We start from the raw sequence: 20,652 nt of genomic DNA on the forward strand, positions 1-20,652 counted from the left end.
GACGCCGCTTCGGGCGGTCCTTTGGATGGAGCCGCAGAACCCAACAACTAAGTATGGCGGAGATTGCGAAAATCCGCAATTGGAAAGCCCAGAAAAAGCGTCCGCAGGCTGCCGAGCCCTGTTAACTGGATGGTAAACAAAAGTGGTTACCTGTGCTCAAAGACGCTTTTGGCCGGGTAGAGGAAAAGTAGGACGCTATCAAAACGATCCGCCCACGCGTCCTCGCTGTGAACCCCATCCGGGATCGTCCGGTAGGCGAGATCGACCTCGTCGCGCCAGCCGAGACCGACCAGCAACCGGTGCAGCAGCGCGGTGTCGCGCACGTGGCGAGCCCCTTCGGCGGTTCCGATATCCAGCCAGAGCCGCAGGTTCGGCCGCTTCTTCAACTGTCTAACCTCGGACAAGATGCTCCGCTGATCCCACCAGATCGAAGGCGAGATAATCGCCGCCCGGCCGAAGATCTCCGGATGCCGCAGCGCGAGGTGCAGCGAGATCAGCCCGCCCAGCGACGAGCCGCCGATGCCGGTCGAATCCGCGTCGGCGCGGGTGCGCAGGGTGCGGTCGACCCAGGGCTTCAGCTCCTCGACCAGCAGCCGGCCGTACCGGTCGCCGTCGCCGCCGCCCATCTTATAGTCCTCGGTTGGGGTGTACTCCGCCATGCGTCGCACGCCGGTGTTATCGACGCCGACGAGGATCACCGGCTCGATCAGACCCGCCTCCGCCAGCCGGTCGGCGGCGGTGTGCGCACGCCAGGTGTGGCCGGGGATGTAGGAGGTTTCGGGATCGAAGAGGTTCTGGCCGTCGTGCAGATAGAGGACAGGAAAGCGGCGGCCGGGTTCGAGCGCGTACTGCGGCGGCAGATAGATGGAGACGTCGCGGTCGTCGGGCAGAATGGCGGAGTGCAGCCGGAACTTAAGCATCCGACCGCTTGAAAAGCTCTCCGGCGCAGCCAGCGGCAGAATGGAGAGACCGCGCGGTGGTTCCGGCGGCGCGACAGGGTGCGCCGGGTTGGAAATGGTTTGGGTTCTGGGCTGAATCTTCAATGCGTTACGAGGCTCCGAGTGCGCTACGATTGCATCAGACTAGCAGAGGCCACGCCATGAAACGGGAATATCACAAGTGGTTTTCGTCGAGCCTCGGACGCGACATGGAGATGCTTCTCTTCGGCCACGGCGGCTTGCCGGTGCTCGTCTTTCCTACGTCCTGCGGCCGCTTTCACGAGTTCGAAGACCGAGATATGGTGGGCGCGGTCGCGGGTGAGATCGAGGCCGGGCGCATCCAGCTCTTCTGCGTGGACTCGGTCGACGCAGAGAGCTGGTACAACCGCGGCGTGGGTCCGCGATGGCGCATCGCCCGGCACATGCAGTACGAGCAATACTGCATGACCGAGGTGCTGCCGCTCATCCGCAACCTCAACGGCAACCACGGCCTGGCGGCGATCGGTTGCAGCTTTGGCGGCTATCACGCGGCCAACATCGCGCTGCGCCACCCGGACGTCTTTACAGCATTCCTCTCCATGGGTGGGGCGTTCGACGTTTCGAGCTTCCTGCACGGGTACTATGACGACGACTGCTACTACAATCTGCCGACGCACTTCCTGCCCGGCATGAACGATCCGTGGTTCCTCGACCGGTATCGCCACAACTCGTATGTGCTGGCGACGGGCGAACATGACTTCTGCTGGAACCAGAATGAGGCGCTCGCTGGTATCCTGCGATCCAAGGGCGTGCCCTGCCGGCTGGATGTGTGGGGCGGCGGCGCTACGCACGATTGGCCGGACTGGCGGCGGATGCTTCAGACCTATCTGTAACGTTGGCTCTGTACAGTGCAAGCTCAGGGGGTGTGAATGGCTGCGAAGAAGACGGTAAAGAAGAAGGCGGCGGCAAAGATCAGGAAGATCGGTGTGCTCTTCGGCGTGGAGAATACCTTTCCCGGCGCGCTGGTCGAGCACATCAACGCGTTGGAGATCGACGGCATTCAGGCAGAGTTCGTCCATTTGGGCGGCGTGCAGGAGGCGTCCGACTCGGGGTATGCCGTCATCGTCGACCGCATCTCGCACGACATGCCGTTCTACCGGTCGTACCTGAAGAACGCCGCGCTGAGCGGGACGCAGATTGTGAACAACCCGTTCTGGTGGTCGGCGGACGATAAATTCTTCAATTACGCGCTGGCCTCGAAGCTGGGCGTGGCGGTGCCGAAGACCGTGCTGTTGCCACCGAAGGACTACCCGCCGCAGATCAACACCCGCTCGCTGCGAAACTTGGAATACCCGCTCGACTGGGCCGGCATCTTCGACTACATCGGCTTTCCGGCCTTCCTGAAGCCGCACGACGGCGGCGGCTGGCGCGACGTCTTCCACGTCCACAATCCTGAAGAATTCTTCCGCGCCTACGACCAGACGCGCGACCTCTGCATGACCCTGCAGGCGGCCGTAAAGTTCAACGAATACTTCAGGTGTTACGTGGTAGGGCAGGAGAAAGTGCGGATTATGCCCTACGACCCGCGCCGTCCGCACGAGCATCGCTACGTGCTCGACTCGCCGGAGTACGACCCGAAGCTGCTGGCGCGCGTCGAGAAAGACGCCCTCACCTTATGTAAGGCGCTGGGCTATGACCTGAACACAGTGGAGTTCGCGGTTGAAGACGGCATCCCCTACGCCATCGACTTCATGAATCCCGCGCCGGATGCGGACCTGCACTCGGTCGGCAAGGAGAGCTTTACGTGGATCGTCGACGAGGTGGCGAAGCTGGCCATCAAGAAGGCGCAGGCTGGGCCAGGGACGCTGGATCTGAACTGGAGCGCGTTCTTGAAAGGGCCGGCGCCGGCGAAGAAGGCTGCGGCAAAGAAAGTGGCGAAGTAGCCCAAGCCTTGCAATAAGACACAAGCAGATCCTTCGCTTCGCTCAGGATGACAAGCAGATTTGCGAAGGATGACAAAACCCAGAGGTGAGGTAGGGAATGCGGCCAAGTTTTACGCTGGGCATTGAAGAGGAGTACCAGACCATCGATCCTGTGACCCGCGACCTCCGCTCGCACATTGCGACCGAGATGCTGGCCAAGGGCAAGGTGCGGCTGGAGGAGCGCGTCAAGGCCGAGATGCACCAGTCCGTCATCGAGGTCGGCACGCGTATCTGCAAGAACATCCAGGAGGCCCAGCAGGATCTCTTCGACCTGCGCCGGAACATGATCTCGCTCGCCGAGGAGCACGGCCTCGTGCTGGTCGCCGGCGCGACGCATCCCTTCGCCGACTGGCAGATGCAGGAGATCTACCCCGATCCGCGCTACGCCCAGGTCGTGGAAGACCTGCAGCTTGTTGCAAGGTCCAACTTGATCTTTGGTCTGCATGTGCATGTAGGGATTGAGGATAGAGAAGCGGCAATTCGCATCATGAATTCGCTGCGCTACTTTCTCCCGCACATCCTCGCGCTCTCGACCAACTCGCCCTTCTGGATGGGGCTTGAGACGGGTTATAAGAGCTATCGCGCAAAGGTCTTCGAGCACTTTCCGCGAACGAATCTGCCGGATTCCTTCGCCAGCTACTCGGAGTTCGAGAGCTACGTGAACCTGCTCATCAAGACCAACTGCATCGACAATGCGAAGAAGATCTGGTGGGATATCCGGCCGCATCCGTTCTTCGAGACGGTCGAGGTCCGCATCTGCGACATTCCGCTCTCGGCGAAGGAGTCGATTGCGATTGCGGCGCTCATTCAGGCGACGGCCTGCAAGCTGTGGCACCTGCATTCGGGCAACGTGGACTTCCGCCAGTACTCGCGCGCGCTGCTGATGGAGAACAAGTTCCGCGCCGTGCGCTACGGGCTCGACGGCAAACTGATCGACTTCGGCAAGCAGACCGAGGTTCCGGTGCGTGACTTGATCATCGAGTACCTCGCCTTCGTCGACGACGTGCTGGACGAGCTGGGCAGCCGGGAAGAGATTGGCTACATCCACACGATGCTCGAACGCGGCTCCGGCGCCGACCGGCAGTTGAAGGTCTTTCGCGAGACCGGCGACCTGAAGGCGGTGGTCGACTACATGGCGGCGGAGACGCGCGCCGGATTGTAGAACGAGGGAACAGGGACAAGGGAATCGGCTCTGCGTTTCCGCATTGCCGATTGCGGTATGCTAAAGACATGTTAATGGGTGTTGAACAACAGATAACGGTCGTCTCTCCCGAAGCTCCGGCTGGACGGACCGATCTGCGTTCGGTCCCGTTTCCGGAATCCTTTACCGATGGCGCGCGCAACGCCGTCACCACCTGCCTGCGCATCCAGCGGGAAGAAAAAGTGACGTTGATCACGGATCGCAGTTGCATCGCGATTGCCGCGTCGCTGGCGCTCGAACTCGATGCAATCGGCTGCGCCTGGAACGCCTTCGTGCTCGAAGACATTGCGCCGCGGCCCCTTGCCGGGATGCCGGAGGTTGTCCTCGAAGACATGGAGTCCTCGCAGGTCAGCATCTTCGCGGTCGAGGTGCAGCCGAACGAGCTGCGCAGTCGGATGGAGATGACCGACGTGGTCAATCGCCGGCGCATGCGCCACGCGCACATGGTGAACATCACCGCTGAGATTATGACGCAGGGCATGCGCGCGGACTTTCTCGCCATCGACCGGTTGAGCCAGGCGGTGCTGGATAAGGTCCGCCAGGCAACCTACGTCCGCGCGACCACGCCCGCGGGCACCGACATCCACGCGCAGCTCTCGCCCGACTATCGCTGGTTCAAGACCTCTGGCATCATCAGCACGGAGAAGTGGGGCAATCTGCCCGGCGGCGAGTGCTTCACCGCGCCGGGAGAGGTCAATGGCGTCTTCGTGGTCGACGGCGTTGTCGGCGACTTCCTTTGCAAGACATACGGCCTGTTGCAGAAGTATCCGCTGACGATCCATATCGAAGGCAACCGCATCGTGCGCGCCACCTCGCCGAACAAGGAGCTCGAACGCGATTTCTGGGCCTACACGCATACGGATGAGAACTCCGACCGTGTAGGCGAATTTGCCATCGGGACCAACATCGGGGTCGAGCGCGTGATCGGCAATATCCTCCAGGACGAAAAGTTTCCCGGCATCCACATCGCCTTCGGCGACCCATACGGCGCTCACACCGGCGCGCCGTGGAAGAGCTCGACCCACATCGATGTCGTGGGGCTGGAGTTCAGCATCTGGCTTGGAAACGCTGCGGGCGAAGAGCAGATCATGCGTGACGGCGTCTTCCTGCTCGACGTATAGCGGCCCAGGCCCGGTCGGGTGCATCATAGACACATGAGCTTGGGACAGACGAAAAACCTTGGAAATTCGGAGATGGCTCTCACTGCCATCGGCTTTGGCGCATGGGCGATCGGCGGCGGCGACTGGCAGTTTGCCTGGGGGCATCAAGAAGACAAGGAGTCGATCGAAGCGATCCTCCGCGCACTTGATGCTGGAATCAACTGGATCGACACCGCGGCCGTCTACGGTCTCGGGCACTCGGAAGAGGTGGTCGGCCAGGCTCTCAAGCAGAGTTCCGCCAAGCCGTATGTCTTCACCAAGTGCAGCATGACCTGGGGTGAAGATCGCAAGATCGTCCAAACGATGAAGAAGATTCGCGAGGAGGCGGAAGCAAGCCTGCGCCGCCTCGGCGTCGACGTCATCGATCTCTATCAGATCCACTGGCCGGTTCCGGACAATGAGATCGAAGAGGGCTGGACAACAATGGCCGAGCTTCAGCGCGAAGGCAAGGTGCGGTACATCGGCGCGTCCAACTTTTCGGTTGCGCAGATGGAGCGCGCGCTGAAGATTGCGCCCATCACCTCGTTGCAGCCGCCCTATTCCATGCTGAATCGCAACGTCGAGGCGGAGATTCTGCCATTCTGCGCGAAGCACGGCATTGGCGTCATCAACTACTCGCCGATGCAGTCCGGGCTGTTGACGGGCGCGATGACGAAAGAACGTGTCCAGCAGATGCCAAAGGACGACTTCCGCCGCAACGCGAAGCAGTTTCAGGAGCCGCTCCTTTCGCGCAACCTGGAGCTGGCGAGCCTGCTCGGAGAGATTGGCGCGCCGCACGGCGTGAGCGCCGGTGTGGTCGCGATCGCATGGACCCTGGCAAACCCTGCCATCACCGCAGCTATCGTCGGCGGACGCAGCGGAAAGCAGGTTGACGGCATCCTGCCGGCGGCGAGCTTCCGGCTGAGTGAGCCCGAGATGAAAAAGGTTGCAGATTTCCTTGCATCTCATCAATAACAGGAGTCTGCAAGGGAAGGCGCAGGATAGACTCACACCATGCTTCAGCCGCTTCGCGCAGAGTTCAACCAGACGAAGTTCAGCCCGGAGCGGTACGCCGCGCTGGTGGAGCATCTCTGCGAACGGACGCGCGCTCGCATTGAGTTTCGCATCTGTGAGACGCCGGTCTTTCTGCCGCAGGCTTTGCTCGAAGAGATGGCTGACGCTGGCCGCGTCCTGACCCACCAGTTGATCGACAACCCAGAGTACATGCGGCTTTCGGACGGCGCCATTCCTGAGCGGTACCGGCTGGGCAACGACAACCCCCGGCCAAACTTCATGACGGTCGACTTCGGCGTCGTTCGCGGCGAGGACGGTCTGCTGCGTCCGAAGCTGGTGGAGCTGCAGGCATTCCCATCGGTCTTCGGCTATCAGGATTTGCTGGCCCGGTCGTATCGCGAGGTCTACGGACTGGACCCATCGCTGAGCGGCTACCTCGACGGCCACACCGAGGCGAGCTACTGGGAGTTGCTACGCCGAACCATCGTCGGCAGTCACGACCCGCGGCATGTTGTGTTGCTGGAGGTCGATCCCGAAGGCCAGAAGACGCTGCCCGACTTCCATGTCTACGAGGACCGTCTGAGCATCGCGACCGTCGATATTGCGAAGGTGAAGCAGGAGGGCCGCAGGCTTTTCTACCAGCGCGACGGGGAGTGGATCGCGATCAAGCGCATCTTCAACCGCACCATCGTCGACGAGCTGGAGCGCCGGGGCATCGTGCCGGGCTTCGACTACCGCGATGAACTCGACGTCGAGTGGGCCGGGCATCCGAACTGGTACTTTCGGATCAGCAAGTTCTCGATCCCGCACCTCCATCACCCATCGGTGCCGACGGCGGTCTTTCTGGACGACTGGTTCGCGGGGCGCGGACGTGATCGTCTTCCCGAGTCGCGCGAGGAGATTCTGTTAAAGCCGCTCTATTCGTTTGCCGGAAAGGGAATCCAGTTCGCGCCGACCGATGCGGAGCTGGCGGCGATTCCAGAGGCGGACCGGTCTCTCTATCTGTTGCAGGAGCGCGTCCACTTCGAGCCGCTGATCGAAACGCCGTTCGGCATGACGCAGGCCGAAGTTCGCATTATGTATGTGTGGCCGGACGACGAACCGGCGATGCGGCCGCTCATCAGCCTGGTGCGGCTTGGCCGCGGATTGATGATGGGCGTAGACCATAACAGGAATCAGGAGTGGGTTGGCGGCTCGGCTGCGCTCGTCCCAAAACAGTTGTAGAACCGCCCCTCATAATAAAGCCCTGATGGGGCAGTGGTTGAGATAAACTTTTCGCGGTGGACTATGTCGATGAAGCTGGTTGCGGATCTTCCGCGAGGAGAACGAAAAGGCTCCTGGAGCACAGCGGGATCAACCGATCCGGTCAGAACGGCCGTGCGGTTCCCGATGCAGTTGGCAATCCGGATCAAGACCGAAGACGGCGAGATCGAGGCCGTGACGGAGAACATTTCGGCGAATGGAATTCTGTTTAGTGGTGAAAGTCTGCCAGCGGTCGATAGCAGAATCGAGTTCACTATCGATATGCCGGCTTCGGTGATGGGTTCCGCGAGCGATGTCTCGATCCACTGCACCGGACGTGTCGTACGGCATCAGGTTAAAGGTGACTTGAAGCAGGCGGCGGCAATTATCGATGAATATTTTTTGAAGGCTTGATGGATGGCATTAATGGACTTTAGTTCGAATGCGGCACCCGAGGGGATGGAGACGGAGCTCGACGGCACGCCGGCGATCCGGGTCATTCTGGCCGATTCGCAGGCGATCTACCGGGTTGGCATGAAGAAGGTCTTCGCTCTGGAGGACGACATTCGCGTCGTTGCCCAGGCGGAGACGCTGACGCATCTCTATACGGCTTTGCAGCGATTCCCGACAGACGTAGTTGTGCTCGAAGGTCAACTGATCGCCGGCACGGTCAACGCGATTCCCGAGCTCGTGCGTCGCGCTCCTGACGCGAAGCTGATCGTGCAGGTGGTGGAGAGCGACGAGACGAACACCGTGGAACTCTATCGGCGCGGTGTGCGCGGGGTTGTCCCGCGGTCGATCTCGCCCGATCTGCTGATCAAGTGCGTGCGCAAGATCGCCGACGGCGAAACCTGGATCGATAACCAGTCGATCAGCTGGGTCATCGAGGCTTACCGCGCTCAGGCCAGCTCGCTGACCAGCCCGCGCAGCCAGCCGAAGCTCTCGAAGAAGGAGCTGGCGATTATCTCCTGCATCACGCGCGGTATGCGCAATAAGGAGATCGCCTACCAGATCGGCACCACCGAGCAGGTCATCAAGAACTACCTGCGCAAGGTCTACGATAAGCTCGGCGTCTCCGACCGGCTGGAGCTGGCGCTCTACTGCCTGCACCATCAGATTCTGAAGAAGTACAACAGCGAGCCAGAGGATGTGCTTCTGGCTGCTCCTGAGGCCAACGGCGGCGCGCGGACGGCCAAGGTCTAGGGGAGAGCGGTATCGGTGATTCACAAGAAAAGGCCTCGCGGTCATCCGCGAGGCCTTTGTTGACTACGCTGCTGCTTACTGCTTGTCCATCTCGATATCGATCGTGAACTTTACATCGTCGCCGAGGATGGGAGCCGAGAACTTCGGTCCGAACTTGAAGTCCGTCCGATGAAGGACGCCCGAAGCCGAGAAGCCGCTGATGGTCTTGCCACCCTGGCCCTTTTGCGCCGGCGCCGGGCCGTCGAGGTCGAGCGTCACGGGCTTGGTCACGCCGCTGATGGTCAGCAGGCCGACGAGCTGCAGCTTGCCGCCTGCGTTGGTGACGCCGGTGGACTTGAAGCTCATCGTCGGGTTGTTCGCGATGTCGAAGAAGTCCGGGCTCTTGAGGTGCGTGTCGCGCGCGTCCACGCCCGTGGATACGGTCTTGGTCTCGATGGTGGCCTCGACGCTGGACTTGGTCAGGTTCTTCTCGTCGAGCAGAACCGTGCCCTTGACGCCGCCGAGCGAGCCGTGCACATTCGAGACGCCCATGTGGCGGATGGTGAACTCGACGCTTGAGTGGGCGGTGTCGATCGTCCAGGCCGAGGTCTGGGCGAAGGCTGGGGCGGACAGGAGCGTGGCTCCGGCGAGGGCAAGCAGGGCGGTACGAATCTTCATGGGTCTAACCTCTTTCGAATGGGCTGACGTTCGCAGCTAAATCATGTTAGCTGAAACAGTTGAAATTTTGATGTTGCAACTTGTAATTTGATTCGAGAGAATTTTCAGGCCGGATGCTAGCATGGCCTCCATGTCCCTTGTCTCCACGATGAAATCGCTGACGGTCGCCCAGCGGCGCACCTTTACGGCCTGCTTTCTCGGCTGGACGCTCGATGCCTTCGACTTCTTCCTGCTGACGCTGTGCCTGACGTCGATCGCGGCGGACTTCCACGTGGGCCTGCCGCAGATCGCGGAGTCGCTCTTCTGGACGCAGGTGATGCGGCCGGTCGGCGCCTTCCTCTTCGGTACGATGGCGGAGAAGTATGGGCGGCGGCCGACGCTGATGCTGAACGTCGTCGCGTTCTCGATCTTCGAGCTGGCCTCGGCGTTCATGCCGGGTCTGCACAGCTTCCTGATCTGCCGCGCGCTCTTCGGGATTGCGATGGGTGGGGAGTGGGGCGTCGCCTCTGCGTTGGCGCTCGAGACGCTGCCGGCGGAGGGCCGGGGCTTCTTCTCCGGCCTGTTGCAGGAGGGATACGTAACCGGCAACCTGCTGGCGGCGTTGCTCTTCGCGTTGCTGTTTCCGCATCTGCATGGCGTGGGCGTGTGGGCGCCGTGGCGGGTGATGTTCATGATCGGCGCGCTGCCGTCGCTGCTGGCGTTTTACGTGCGGATGCACGTAAAGGAGTCGCCCGCGTGGGAGGAGAGCCGCGCGGCCAGGGCGAAGGCGCCGAAACAGGGGCTGGACTGGAAGCTGATGCGCAGCTACCTACCGACCTTTCTGCTGCTGGTCGTGCTGATGACGGCGTTTACTTCGTTCAGCCACGGTAGCCAGGATCTCTACCCGGCGTTCCTGGGCAAGGTGTTGGGGCCGAAGAACATCGGCTTTGTGGTCGTGATTGCCAACCTGGGCGCGCTCTTCGGCGGTATCTGCTGCGGCACGTTGTCGGAGAAGTTCGGCCGCAAGCGCACGATCGTCTGCGCCGCGCTGCTGTCGATCCCGATGATCCCGCTGTGGGCGTACTCGCGCTCGGCGTGGATGCTGGCGCTCGGCGGCTTCCTGATGCAGTTCATGGTGCAGGGCGCCTGGGGAGTCATTCCGGCGCATCTGAACGAACTCTCGCCCGGCCCGGTGCGCGCGGTCTTTCCGGGCTTCGTCTACCAGCTTGGCAACCTGTTCTCGTCGCGGAACCAGCCGCTGCAGGCGAAGCTGGCAGCGCGTTATCCCGGTGGTCTACAGTTGGTGATGTCGGTGACGGTGCTGGTGGTGGCGCTGATCGTCGCCCTGCTGACCGGACTGGGACGCGAGGCCAAGGGCGCCGACCTGACGGTGGTCGATTAATCTGGCCCTCGATGTTTCGTCTTTGCTTTTCCTGTTTACCCTCCTTGCAGGAGGATCTGCTTTTAGCTGTTGCAGTTGCGCTTGTTTCGAGGACCGGGCGGCAGTCCGACCGCACTCGACAGCCGCTGTACCGGGCGCCGGCATAGGGTAATCTGTCCGCATGAGGATTCGGAAAATCGGCTTGATCCTGCTGTGCTGCTCCATGCTGTTTCTGTCGGACGCGATCGGCCTGTCCGCGCAGATGGCATCTCCACGGAATCAGGCTGCGGTGAACGCGGTCCTCCTGAGCGACGTGCACCTCGACCCGTTTCTTGACCCAAGCAAGGTCGAGCGGCTGCAGGCCTCGCCGATCGGCCAGTGGGATGCGATCCTGAGCGAGCCGAATGCTCCCGACGCGGCCGAGCGCAACGCAGCCGTGCAGAAGGCCTGCGGCGCGCGTGGGCTGGATTCGTCCTATGCGCTGATGACCTCGACGCTCGCGGCGGCGAAGGCGCAGGCGGCCGGAGCGCGCTTCGTCATGGTCGGCGGCGACATGCTGGTCCATCAGTTCGACTGTCACTTCAAGACGATTCTCCCCGGCAAGACCGCGGCAGATGAGGCCGAGTTCGCCGCGCGCACGGCGAACTTCGTCATGGCCAGCATCGATAAGACCTTTCCCGGAATCCCGATCTACAGCGCGCTGGGCAACAACGACGTGGGCTGCGGAAACACGAAGCTGAACGTCCGCGATCCATTCCTCACGGGAACGGTCGACGCGGTCCTGCATGGTCTGCGCGGGGCGAGACCTGCGGAGCTGCGACAGGCGCGGCTGGACTACACGGAGGCCGGCTACTACACCCTGCGCATGGGCGGCGCGATGCGAGGCACGCGGCTGATCGTGATCGACGACACCTACCTGCTCGAAAAGCACTACGACTGTACTGGTGCGAAGGAGTTCAAGGGCGGGGAGGAGCAGCTCGCCTTCCTGACGCGCGAACTCGACCGGGCGAAACGGCGCGGCGAGCACGTCTGGGTGCTCGGCCATGCGGCGCCCGGCGTGAACACCTTCGACACCTTCTCCAAGCTGAAGAACATGTGTACGGACGGGCAGTTGACTCAATTTCTGCGCGACGACTCGCTGGCGAAGGTCATGCAGCGCTATCCGGCGCAGATTCGGCTTGGCCTCTTCGCGCATTCGCACATGGACGAGTTGCGCCTGCTGCCTGCCGCAGGTGGCGGAGTTCCGGTAAAGATCCTCTCGTCGATCTCGCCTGTAAACGGCAATCTGCCGGCCTTCGTGACGGCCAAAGTAAACCCCAGAACGGCTACGCTGGTCGATTACACGCTCTATACCGGCTCGAACGTGACCGGTGCGGCGGAGGATTGGACGCGCGCGTACCGGTTTGGAGAGAGCTTTCACGAGCCGGATTTTTCGGCGCGATCGCTGGCGGAGTTGGTGGGGCGACTCCAGGCAGACCCCGCGGCGGAGTCTCCCGAGAGCCAGGCGCTTGTGAAGTTCTACGGCCCCGGCATCACGCCATCGCCGCTGGAGACAATCTGGCCCGCCTTCGCCTGTCTCGTGAACCATTACGACGAGGCCGGCTTCAAGGCTTGTTTCTGCAAGGCGGAGAAGCCGTAGTAGACCATCGGAATCATGTCTCGGAATCGAGACGTCGAACGCCTTATTTTGTGTCGGGCTTTGCCGTGGAGGCAGTGGTCGGGTTTGCTGCCTTCGTCGTTCCGTGTTTCGCGGCGGTTGGGTCGGTGGGCAAAGGCAGAATCGGCAGGTTCACCTGCTGGACCTTCTCCGGGTCGTCACGCAGCTTCAGGTAGAGCAGTCCGGCGGTGGGGTGCGGTACCGGCAGCATCTGGTCGACAAAGCCCTCCGGCACCGGTGCCGGCTGGGTGAAGGCCGGGTCGGCCGAGACCGAGTCGATCAGGTAGAGACTCGAACCCGAGAGCTGGCAGGGCTTGGTGACGTCGGTCGCGCAATGAAGCTGGTCGAGCGTCGGCAGGCGAACCATCGTCGCCAGCGGCAACCACTCGCCGCCCGTGCCGTCGTTCGTGACAGCGCGCAGACGCAGCGGCCCGAAGGCCGAGGTGCCGAAGGTCTTCAGCGGGTCGAGTGTCGCAAGAATGGTGTGCGCGTCCTGCAGGATCAGCGAGCCCGCGCCCACGCTCAGGCTCGTGTGCAGCGAGTCGTCCGCGTTCGCGACCTCGATCTGCTCGTTTCTCGGGAAGCTGGACGGCGATTTAAGGAAAAAAACGAGTTGGTCGCCAAGCGGCAGGTCGTCCGGGCTGGCCAGCGTGATGGGCGAGGGCGCGGCCTGGGCAGGAGGCTGGATGCGTCGACTCAGGATCGTCACCGATGGACGCGAGGCCTCGATGATGACCGGCGCCTCCAGCGTACGTCCGTCGCGCAGTTCGACCTTTGCGGTCAGCTTTTCGCCCGCCTTGAACGGAGGAACCTTGGCGTCCTTCGGGAGCGTAACGGTCAGCGAGCCTGTCGAGCTGCCCGCGGAGGCGTCGACCGGCTCCAGCTTCAGCGAGTTGAGTACGACCTCTTTCACCTGATCCAGACTCGTCCCGGTGAGCGCGGCCGAGACATCGCCCGCGTGCATGCGGACGCTCTCGATCTTCGCCGGCTCGGAGAAGGTCTTTGTGCCCAACTGGTCGGGCTTCGGCTGGCCGAACTGCTGGATGGCGAGTTGGATCGTGCCGGGCGTCGCGGCATGCTGCAGATTCAGGGTCAGGTCGACCGGCTGCGCTTCGTTCGTAGCCGGAGGTGGCTCCTTGGCGCTATCGACCAGGGTGGGCGTCGCGAGCTTCCATTCGGCCTTCAGGTCGCCCGGCTCCACGCCGATGGACTGAATGCAGGCCGTGCCCGTGGAGGTTAACAAAAGGTGATTGGGCTGGCCGACGATCAGCACGGCTGGGGTCTGCGGCGTGGGCACGATCTTCCAGCCTTCGCCCGGCACGCGCTGGACATTTAATACAGGTCCGGTGAAGTTGTCGAAGCCCCACTTGCCTTGAACCGTCGCCTGCACGACCACGCCTGGCGGAGCCGACGAGATTTCGGGCTTCTTCGCATCGGTCATGTCGCTGGCAGGCTTCGGCTCCGGCTGACCGTCGATATGAATCGTGACGGGCTTTGCCTCTGGCTGAGATTGCTTGTACTCCGGTGCGCCCAGGAGGTTGGGCATATCCGGCTGCTTCTTCGCATCCGGATTTGGCAGCTCGCGCCGCGCTTTGTCGTCGGTGGGAAGAATGGCGAGCCCCCCGCGGAAGGCGTCCGGGTAAAGCGGAATGTCGGTCGGCTCGCCCTTCGCGACGTTCTGCGGCTCGATGTGGAGCGCGAGATCATGGGCGAAGGCAGTGGAAAAGACGAGCGGAGCGCCCTCGACCGGCAGCACCATCTTGGTGTCGAGCAGGCAGGAGATGTGCTTTGGATCGGTAGGGCGCAACGGCGGCAGTACCGCCTTCTGCACGCCGGGCAGCCCGATCACGATGACCGACTTCGGGTTGTGGAAGCTCGGCGCGGCGTTCAGCCGCAGGTTCAGGCTCTCGTGCTCAGGAAACGCGATGGCCGGGATGTACTGATACTGCGCGGTGTGCAGCGTGCTGGTCAGGCGCACCAGGTCCACGATGGCGCCCACGTACGCGGAGTACACGCCGGCTCCGGCCATCTGCGTATACGACGCCTGGTTAATGAAGTCCGACCCCGGCCCATTCGAAAGCGCCGTCACGATGGACTGCCCGTGGCCGTCATCGAGCAGGGTCTGGGTTCCGGTCTGAGTCAGGCAGTTGTACTGCTGATCGACAGGTTTCTTAAAGCAGTCCGGGTTCGGCTTCAGGTTCAGCGTGCGGGCCAGCAGGTTGCTATGGTCGGCGAGCGCCTTTTCGTCTCCAGGCGGGACATTCTTCATCTCGGCGAGATACTTCTCGATGCGTGCCTGCTCGAATCCGGCCTCGGTTAGATCCTGTGAGGCGCGGACGAAGATGCCGGGGCGGCCCTTGACCGCCGACCGCAGCGTGCTGAAGTCGCCGCCTGTCTCGGGCGCCAGCAGCAACAGCGCCTGCTGAGCGTCCTTGGGAACGGTGATCGTCACGCCCTCATCCTTCACCTTCTTGTCCCAGGTTTGGATGCGGATGAACCAGTTATCGGGCGGGGGATTGGTCGTGCCGCGTAAAAACACGGCTACCAATAAATAGTGAACCGACTGCGTCGGCGGCAGGTCGGCGTGCAGCCAGAGCTGATCCCCCTCCTGCAGATTCGGCACCATGGAGATGGGCAGCGCGGCGCCGTCGCGTGTGACGCGCACATCGATCTTCGGACCCGTCAGGTCGAATCGCGCAGGGTCGGCGAACGCACAGGCGGCGGAGAGAAGCAGCGCAACGATCGTCAGGCGATGGAACGTCTTAGCCATGTCCTCAGTTTAGACGCACGCCGGGGCCTCAGAGTTTGAATCGTCCTGTGAACTTCGTACCCACATTAGTAGTTCGTCAGCGGCGGCGCATTCGCAAGGCGGGCCTCGATGGCCGAGCGGTCGCGGGTGGAGAGTCGGTCGCTGGCGACGACGCCGTCGCGAATCGTCACCACGCGGTGCGCATATTCGGCGATGTCCGGCTCGTGCGTGACCAGGATGATGGTGTTGCCCTGCGCGTGCAGATCGTCGAAGAGGCCCATGATCTCGTCGCCGGTGCGGGAGTCGAGGTTACCGGTCGGCTCGTCAGCCAGGATAATGCTGGGCCGGTTGACCAGCGCGCGGGCGATCGCCACGCGCTGGCGCTGACCGCCGGATAACTCGTTCGGCTTGTGCATCATGCGGGTGCCGAGGTTTACCGACTGCAGCACCTCCTTCGCACGGATGGTCCGCTCCGCCGCAGGCGTGCCGTTGTAGATCAGCGGCAGCTCGACGTTGTGGAGCGACGTGGCGCGCGCCAGCAGGTTGAAGGTCTGGAAGACGAAGCCGATCTCCTTGTTGCGGATGCGGGCAAGCTGATCGTCGTTCAGCTCGGAGACGTTGTGCCCATTCAGCCAGTACTTGCCCACCGTCGGCGAGTCCAAACAGCCCAGCAGGTTCATCAGGGTCGACTTACCCGAGCCGGACGGACCCATGATTGCGACATACTCATTATGGCGGATGCGCAGATTGACGCCGCGCAGCGCATGCACCTGCTGGTCGCCCATCTCGTAGGTCTTCCACAGGTTGCTGGTCACAATGACGTCGCCCTCCTGCGGGCCGTCCGCGTTGACCAGGCTCAGGTCCTGCGGCGTGGGTTCGATCGTGGCTGCGGGTTCTTGGGACATCGGTCTCTCCGGTTTTGCAACTGCGGGGTTGGAGGCTGCTTATGCTTTGGATGCGTCCGGCGTCGTATCGACGGAGTTATCCGGTTTGACGGTCGTGCCGCTGGTGAGCGCACGAAGAATCTTGTAGCGGCCCGTAACGATCGTATCGCCCGCCTTGACGCCGCTAAGCACCTCGATATCGGTCGTTCCGGTCACGCCGGTCGAGACCGGAACGAAGCTGGCGCGGAACTTCTTGCCCTCGGGCTTCAGAATATAGACGCCCTGCACGAGCACAGGCTTCGTCTTCGCGGCGGGTTCGGAGCTGGGCGTGGCCTTCACCTTGCCGTCGTGCTGTTCGAGCACCGCCTCCGCGGCGATGTCGCGCTGCACCAGCGCCTGGATCGGCAGGGTGAGAGCGTCGGGCTTGTGCGCGGTGGTGATCTTCGCGGTGGTCGAAAGCCCGGGCCGCAACTCGTCGAGATCGGCGCCGCCGGGAACGGCATCGACGGTGACGACGACCTTGAAGTCCTTCGCCTCCTCCGTGCCGGTCGTGCTCTGGCTGGTGGCGATGCCGGTCGTACGCAGCAGCGCCTGGTCGCCAACCTCGGTTACGTGGCCCTTGAACAGCCGGCCGGGCAGGGCGTCGACGCTGACATCGACCGTCTGCCCCAGCCGCACGTTGACGATGTCGGTCTCGTCGACCTTCACCTCGGCGGTGATGACGGACATGTCGGCAAGCGTCATCAGGGTGGAACCCTCGGCGTTCTGGATGCCGACGACGACCGTCTCGCCCTCGCGGACGGGCACGTTGGTGACGAGGCCGTCGAAGGGCGCGCGGCTGACGGTCTTGTCGAGCGCGTCGAAGTTCGAACGCTGGCTGGCGACGGCCTGGTTCACCTTCGCGATCTGCGAGTTGGTCTGCGCCTTCGCCTGGTCGAGCGCGGCCTGCCGCTGCTGCAATGTGGCGGCGGAGACGTCGATCGCCATCTTCTTCGCGTCAAAGTCCTGCTTGGCGATCAGTTTCTCGTCATAGAGCGCCTTGGCGCGGGTGTAGTCGAACTGCTTCTGTTCGAGGTCGGCCTTGGCGGCGGCTATGTTGGCGACGGCGGTCTGCTCGGCGGCTTTGAACGACTCGACGTCGGTGCGGGAGGAGACGATGGTCGCCTGCTGAGCCGCGACCGTAGCCGTCGGCTGCACGTTTTCGACCGTCGCAAGCACCGCGCCAGCCTTCACATGGTCGCCTTCCTTCACGTTCAGGTGCGTGATGCGTCCGAAGGAGGTCGCGCCGACGTTGACGTAGGTCTTCGGCTTGATCTGGCCGGTGCCGCTGACGACGGAGACGAGATCCTCACGCGCGACGACCGAAGTGGTGACCTTGACGATGCCAGCCTGGGCGTGGAAGTACGCGCCCGCGGAGACGCCCGCTACGATCAGGACGCCGCCTGTAATCAGAAGAATCTTCTTGATGCTCATAAGGTCGAATGATCTTTCGTTCAAAGGAGATACGCAGGGTCGATCCCGGCGGTTCCGTGCCTGGGCCGGTTTTCGCGAAACTAAATTTTCGACCCAAATCCATGTCGCGGCCAGATGTCTTTTTCAGACTGCGAACGTCTAACGATCACGGAATCCAGATTGGGTCTTTGACTTCAGATTCTAGCAGTCATTATCCATCTGCCGATGCGGTCTGAGGTTTGTCTGTTGCCCCGTTTGGGCCTACAATCTTCAGTATCTATAGGAGTGTTTGTACCGCTATGACCAGATTGCGCCTTTCCTTTGTGAATCCCCTCGTTCTGTCGCTGGCTCTTGCCGGGGGAAGTGCGCTTGCGGCCCAGACAACCCAGACGAATAACCAGAGCACTGCTCCGATCCCGGTCCAGCCGGATGGCGTCAACAAAGCCCCCGCCATCACCGAGAAGCCCGACCCGACCAAGCGCCGGCTCTCCGATAAGGAGCGCTTTCAGCAGCAGAAGGACCTGAAGGGCGAACTTCACGGATCGTACAAGACCTGGGTCGACCAGGACGTCCGGTGGATCATCACGGACGAAGAACTCTCTGCCTTCAAGCATCTGAGCAACGACGAGGAGCGCGACCAGTTTATCGAGAACTTCTGGCTGCGTCGCAACCCGAACCCGGATTCGCCCGACAACGAGTATCGCGAAGAGCATTACGCCCGCATTGCCTATGCGAATGAACACTTTGCGGCCGGTAAGGCAGGCTGGCGCACGGATCGCGGCCACATCTATATTGCATACGGCAAGGCCGACAGCATCGACTCCCATCCGAGCGGCGGAAATTACGAGCGCCCGATGGAAGAGGGCGGCGGCAGCACCTCGACCTATCCTTTTGAGGTCTGGCACTATCGCTATCTCGAAGGCATCGGCGACAACATCGACATTGAGTTCGTCGACACCTGCATGTGCGGCGACTATCACATGACGATCGACCGCTCGGAGAAAGACGCGCTGAAGTACGTTCCTGGCGCCGGCGAGACGATGGCCGAGCAGAATGGTCAGGCGAAGAAGGCAGACCGCTTCAACGGCGGTGGTCTGGAGCAGCTTGGCGCGGGCCCCGGCCAGTCCAACAATCAGACGAAGCAGTTCGACCGTCTCGACCGTGCGGCGAAACTAATGGCCCCGCCGGTGATCAAGTTCAAGGATCTCGAGTCCTTCATGGTCTCGTCGAAGATCCTTACCGGACCGCCCTTCCTCTTCGACGTTCGAACCGACTACGTGAAGGTGACGAACGATACGGTGCTGGTGCCGCTCACGCTTCAGATTCATAACAAAGACGTTACCTTCAATACCAAGGAAGGCGTCTCGATGGGCACGGTCAATATTCTTGGCCGCGTGTCGAATCTGAACCATCGGGCCATCCAGACCTTCGAGGATACGGTTGCAGTACAGGTGCCGAGCGAGTTGCTCCCTCGCACCCTGAACAATGTTTCGGTCTACTGGAAGTCGCTGCCGCTACGTCCGGGCCTCTACAAGATCGACATCGTCATCAAGGACGTCAACAATCCAGATCACGTCGGCCGCTGGCAGCGCAGCATCAACGTGCCGAAGTTCGACGACGATCGCCTGGGTCACTCCTCGCTGATTCTTGCCGACGTGATGGAGCGCGTTCCGTCGAAGGATATCGGCGCGGGTAACTTCGTTATCGGCAACACCCGGCTTCGTCCGCGTGTGCCGACCGGGCCTGCTGTGCCGATCGTCTTCCACCGCAATCAGAATCTGAACTTCTGGATGCAGGTCTACAACCTCGGCATCGGCGACAACAAGCAGAACGGCGCTACCATCGAGTACCAGATCGAGGATCTCGCGACGAATAAGAACATTCTGGATTCGAAGGAGTTGACCAGCAAGCTCAGCCCGAACGCCGACCAGGTAACGCTCGAGAAGAGCATGCCGCTCGCCAGCCTGCAACCGGGCAAGTATATGGTTACGATCAAAATCAACGATGGCGTGACAAAGCAGGAGACTGCGGAGTCCGCTCCATTTACAGTAGATTGATGATCAGGCAGAAGATGCCGGGCGGATCCATGGTTACGCGGATGGAAGGCGATAGCCGGGGCTCGGTATCCTCTGGACACCACCCGAACTGGGTGGTTGCAGCACTTTTCGGAGAAGGCCAACGACGCACAGGTGAGCGTACTGTGCAACGTTTCGTGAGACGATTCGACGAACTCGGAGACCTCGGCTTGCTGCTCCTCTTCGGGGCTGCGATGCTGATGCTCGCGCCTGCCGCGCGCGCCGTCGTCACCACGGCGGCCGTAACCGGTGTCGTGCAGGATGCACAGGGAGTCGCCCAGATGGGAGCTCTGGTGCAGTTGTTGGCCGCCGACGCCTCACCCGTGGGGACCGCGTTTACCGATCTGCACGGACATTATCTGATTCGCAATGTGCGTCCCGGCACCTACCAGGTGCGGGCCAGCGCGACGCTCTTCGTTCCAACCACACGCGGAAATCTCCAGCTTCGCACCGGCGCTCGCACGGTCGTCAACCTGACGCTCGCGACACTCTTCGACACCAGCTCCTGGCTGCCGGCGGAGCGCCGCCGTTCGGACGAGCCAGCGGACGACTGGCGCTGGACGCTGCGCTCCTCGGCGAATCGGCCGATCCTCCGGGTTCTGGGCGACGGCACGCTGGTGCTCGCGAGCGCCGAGACGCCCACACCGCGGATGCAGGGCGCACGCGTTGCGGTCACCGGAGGCGACGGCGGCTTCGGAAATGGCGGCGTACACTCGGTCGTCTCCGCGGCCAGGATGCGCAAGGATGGCGCGGATATCCTGCTGCGCGCCGATATTGGTTCACCCGGCTTTCAGGCCGGCGATGTGGCTTCGAACGAGGTGGCGCTTGGCTACGAGCGGCCTATCGGACTCGCCGGCTCCGCGCGCACAGTGCTGAGCTATCGCTCGCATCCCGAGATTATTGCGCCGGACGGCAGCCGTGGCGTCGCGCTGCTGGAGATGGGCGGGTCACAGCAGACCTCATTCGGTGACCTCATTGATATGGAGTTCGGCGGCAGCCTGCGCGGCATTCATACGGCGACCGGCGACGGCTTTTCAAGCTCGCCCTTCGTTCGTCTGACGGCGCATCCTGCGGGTACGTGGACGCTCCGCTACCGCATGGCGACATCGAAGGATCTGCA

General features: G+C 62.3%; 16 protein-coding genes and 1 pseudogene. 12 read left to right on the forward strand and 5 right to left on the reverse strand.

Going from position 1 to position 20,652, the window contains the following annotated elements; translation table 11 throughout:
- Positions 1 to 146: 146 nt before the first annotated feature.
- Positions 147 to 920 carry an alpha/beta hydrolase gene (locus CHB87_RS06585; RefSeq protein WP_089408103.1) on the reverse strand — a complete coding sequence of 258 codons (774 nt, stop codon included), beginning with the start codon at positions 918 to 920 and terminating at the stop codon, positions 147 to 149.
- A gap of 179 nt (positions 921 to 1,099) precedes the next feature.
- Between CHB87_RS06585 and CHB87_RS06590 the strand changes: the two genes are divergently transcribed.
- From CHB87_RS06590 to CHB87_RS06625, 8 genes are all read left to right on the forward strand, one after another.
- Complete coding sequence (locus tag CHB87_RS06590) at positions 1,100 to 1,810, forward strand: esterase family protein (protein WP_089407636.1); 711 nt, start codon at positions 1,100 to 1,102, stop codon at positions 1,808 to 1,810.
- A gap of 78 nt (positions 1,811 to 1,888) precedes the next feature.
- The gene (locus CHB87_RS06595; RefSeq protein WP_089408104.1) at positions 1,889 to 2,860 is read left to right on the forward strand and encodes an ATP-grasp domain-containing protein; all 972 of its coding nucleotides are present in this window, start codon (positions 1,889 to 1,891) and stop codon (positions 2,858 to 2,860) included.
- Positions 2,861 to 2,957: 97 nt separating this feature from the next.
- Positions 2,958 to 4,061, forward strand: a complete 1,104-nt coding sequence (locus tag CHB87_RS06600) for a carboxylate-amine ligase (protein WP_089407637.1) — start codon at positions 2,958 to 2,960, stop codon at positions 4,059 to 4,061.
- A gap of 74 nt (positions 4,062 to 4,135) precedes the next feature.
- Entirely contained in the window at positions 4,136 to 5,221 is a 1,086-nt protein-coding gene (locus tag CHB87_RS06605; protein WP_089407638.1) for an aminopeptidase, read from the forward strand.
- A gap of 72 nt (positions 5,222 to 5,293) precedes the next feature.
- Positions 5,294 to 6,214: an aldo/keto reductase gene (locus tag CHB87_RS06610; protein WP_245817858.1), complete on the forward strand. Its 921-nt coding sequence runs from the start codon at positions 5,294 to 5,296 to the stop codon at positions 6,212 to 6,214.
- A gap of 39 nt (positions 6,215 to 6,253) precedes the next feature.
- Positions 6,254 to 7,477: an ATP-grasp domain-containing protein gene (locus CHB87_RS06615; RefSeq protein ID WP_089407640.1), complete on the forward strand. Its 1,224-nt coding sequence runs from the start codon at positions 6,254 to 6,256 to the stop codon at positions 7,475 to 7,477.
- Between the two features lie 69 nt (positions 7,478 to 7,546).
- Positions 7,547 to 7,909, forward strand: a complete 363-nt coding sequence (locus tag CHB87_RS06620; RefSeq protein ID WP_089408105.1) for a PilZ domain-containing protein — start codon at positions 7,547 to 7,549, stop codon at positions 7,907 to 7,909.
- A 45-nt stretch (positions 7,910 to 7,954) separates the two neighbouring features.
- On the forward strand, positions 7,955 to 8,698 hold the full coding sequence (locus tag CHB87_RS06625) for a response regulator transcription factor (protein ID WP_089408106.1): 744 nt from the start codon (positions 7,955 to 7,957) through the stop codon (positions 8,696 to 8,698).
- A 75-nt stretch (positions 8,699 to 8,773) separates the two neighbouring features.
- Here the strand turns inward: CHB87_RS06625 and CHB87_RS06630 are convergent, their stop codons facing one another.
- On the reverse strand, positions 8,774 to 9,355 hold the full coding sequence (locus tag CHB87_RS06630; RefSeq protein ID WP_089407641.1) for a YceI family protein: 582 nt from the start codon (positions 9,353 to 9,355) through the stop codon (positions 8,774 to 8,776).
- A gap of 130 nt (positions 9,356 to 9,485) precedes the next feature.
- On the opposite strand from CHB87_RS06630, the gene CHB87_RS06635 reads away from it, so the two are divergent.
- On the forward strand, positions 9,486 to 10,736 hold the full coding sequence (locus tag CHB87_RS06635) for an MFS transporter (protein ID WP_089408107.1): 1,251 nt from the start codon (positions 9,486 to 9,488) through the stop codon (positions 10,734 to 10,736).
- Positions 10,737 to 10,896: 160 nt separating this feature from the next.
- Positions 10,897 to 12,354, forward strand: a complete 1,458-nt coding sequence (locus CHB87_RS06640; protein ID WP_142988253.1) for a metallophosphoesterase family protein — start codon at positions 10,897 to 10,899, stop codon at positions 12,352 to 12,354.
- Positions 12,355 to 12,397: 43 nt separating this feature from the next.
- Here the strand turns inward: CHB87_RS06640 and CHB87_RS22190 are convergent, their stop codons facing one another.
- The 3 genes from CHB87_RS22190 to CHB87_RS06655 form a co-directional block, all read right to left on the reverse strand.
- The gene (locus tag CHB87_RS22190) at positions 12,398 to 15,142 is read right to left on the reverse strand and encodes a hypothetical protein (RefSeq protein ID WP_176441633.1); all 2,745 of its coding nucleotides are present in this window, start codon (positions 15,140 to 15,142) and stop codon (positions 12,398 to 12,400) included.
- A gap of 65 nt (positions 15,143 to 15,207) precedes the next feature.
- Positions 15,208 to 16,026 carry an ABC transporter ATP-binding protein gene (locus CHB87_RS06650; RefSeq protein ID WP_245817859.1) on the reverse strand — a complete coding sequence of 273 codons (819 nt, stop codon included), beginning with the start codon at positions 16,024 to 16,026 and terminating at the stop codon, positions 15,208 to 15,210.
- Positions 16,027 to 16,065: 39 nt separating this feature from the next.
- Positions 16,066 to 17,478, reverse strand: coding sequence for an efflux RND transporter periplasmic adaptor subunit (locus CHB87_RS06655; protein WP_089407643.1), 1,413 nt, complete (start codon positions 17,476 to 17,478; stop codon positions 16,066 to 16,068).
- A gap of 278 nt (positions 17,479 to 17,756) precedes the next feature.
- On the opposite strand from CHB87_RS06655, the gene CHB87_RS06660 reads away from it, so the two are divergent.
- On the forward strand, positions 17,757 to 19,514 hold the full coding sequence (locus CHB87_RS06660; protein ID WP_089407644.1) for a GWxTD domain-containing protein: 1,758 nt from the start codon (positions 17,757 to 17,759) through the stop codon (positions 19,512 to 19,514).
- Between the two features lie 218 nt (positions 19,515 to 19,732).
- A pseudogene (locus CHB87_RS22850) lies at positions 19,733 to 20,002 on the forward strand (carboxypeptidase-like regulatory domain-containing protein); the annotation flags it as partial.
- Between the last annotated feature and the right edge of the window lie 650 nt (positions 20,003 to 20,652).

Origin of the sequence: Granulicella rosea, assembly GCF_900188085.1 — a bacterium.
GTDB lineage: Bacteria > Acidobacteriota > Terriglobia > Terriglobales > Acidobacteriaceae > Edaphobacter > Edaphobacter rosea.

Excerpts from the sequence above, each read along its gene's own strand:
- CHB87_RS06660 (WP_089407644.1), top strand. The coding sequence starts at position 17,757 with ATGACCAGATTGCGCCTTTCCTTTGTGAATCCCCTCGTTCTGTCGCTG.
- CHB87_RS06590 (WP_089407636.1), top strand. The coding sequence starts at position 1,100 with ATGAAACGGGAATATCACAAGTGGTTTTCGTCGAGCCTCGGACGCGAC.
- CHB87_RS06585 (WP_089408103.1), bottom strand. The coding sequence starts at position 920 with ATGCTTAAGTTCCGGCTGCACTCCGCCATTCTGCCCGACGACCGCGAC.
- CHB87_RS06650 (WP_245817859.1), bottom strand. The coding sequence starts at position 16,026 with ATGTCCCAAGAACCCGCAGCCACGATCGAACCCACGCCGCAGGACCTG.
- CHB87_RS06640 (WP_142988253.1), top strand. The coding sequence starts at position 10,897 with ATGAGGATTCGGAAAATCGGCTTGATCCTGCTGTGCTGCTCCATGCTG.
- CHB87_RS06655 (WP_089407643.1), bottom strand. The coding sequence starts at position 17,478 with ATGAGCATCAAGAAGATTCTTCTGATTACAGGCGGCGTCCTGATCGTA.
- CHB87_RS22190 (WP_176441633.1), bottom strand. The coding sequence starts at position 15,142 with ATGGCTAAGACGTTCCATCGCCTGACGATCGTTGCGCTGCTTCTCTCC.
- CHB87_RS06625 (WP_089408106.1), top strand. The coding sequence starts at position 7,955 with ATGGAGACGGAGCTCGACGGCACGCCGGCGATCCGGGTCATTCTGGCC.
- CHB87_RS06615 (WP_089407640.1), top strand. The coding sequence starts at position 6,254 with ATGCTTCAGCCGCTTCGCGCAGAGTTCAACCAGACGAAGTTCAGCCCG.
- CHB87_RS06605 (WP_089407638.1), top strand. The coding sequence starts at position 4,136 with ATGGGTGTTGAACAACAGATAACGGTCGTCTCTCCCGAAGCTCCGGCT.
- CHB87_RS06630 (WP_089407641.1), bottom strand. The coding sequence starts at position 9,355 with ATGAAGATTCGTACCGCCCTGCTTGCCCTCGCCGGAGCCACGCTCCTG.
- CHB87_RS06635 (WP_089408107.1), top strand. The coding sequence starts at position 9,486 with ATGTCCCTTGTCTCCACGATGAAATCGCTGACGGTCGCCCAGCGGCGC.
- CHB87_RS06620 (WP_089408105.1), top strand. The coding sequence starts at position 7,547 with ATGAAGCTGGTTGCGGATCTTCCGCGAGGAGAACGAAAAGGCTCCTGG.
- CHB87_RS06600 (WP_089407637.1), top strand. The coding sequence starts at position 2,958 with ATGCGGCCAAGTTTTACGCTGGGCATTGAAGAGGAGTACCAGACCATC.
- CHB87_RS06610 (WP_245817858.1), top strand. The coding sequence starts at position 5,294 with ATGGCTCTCACTGCCATCGGCTTTGGCGCATGGGCGATCGGCGGCGGC.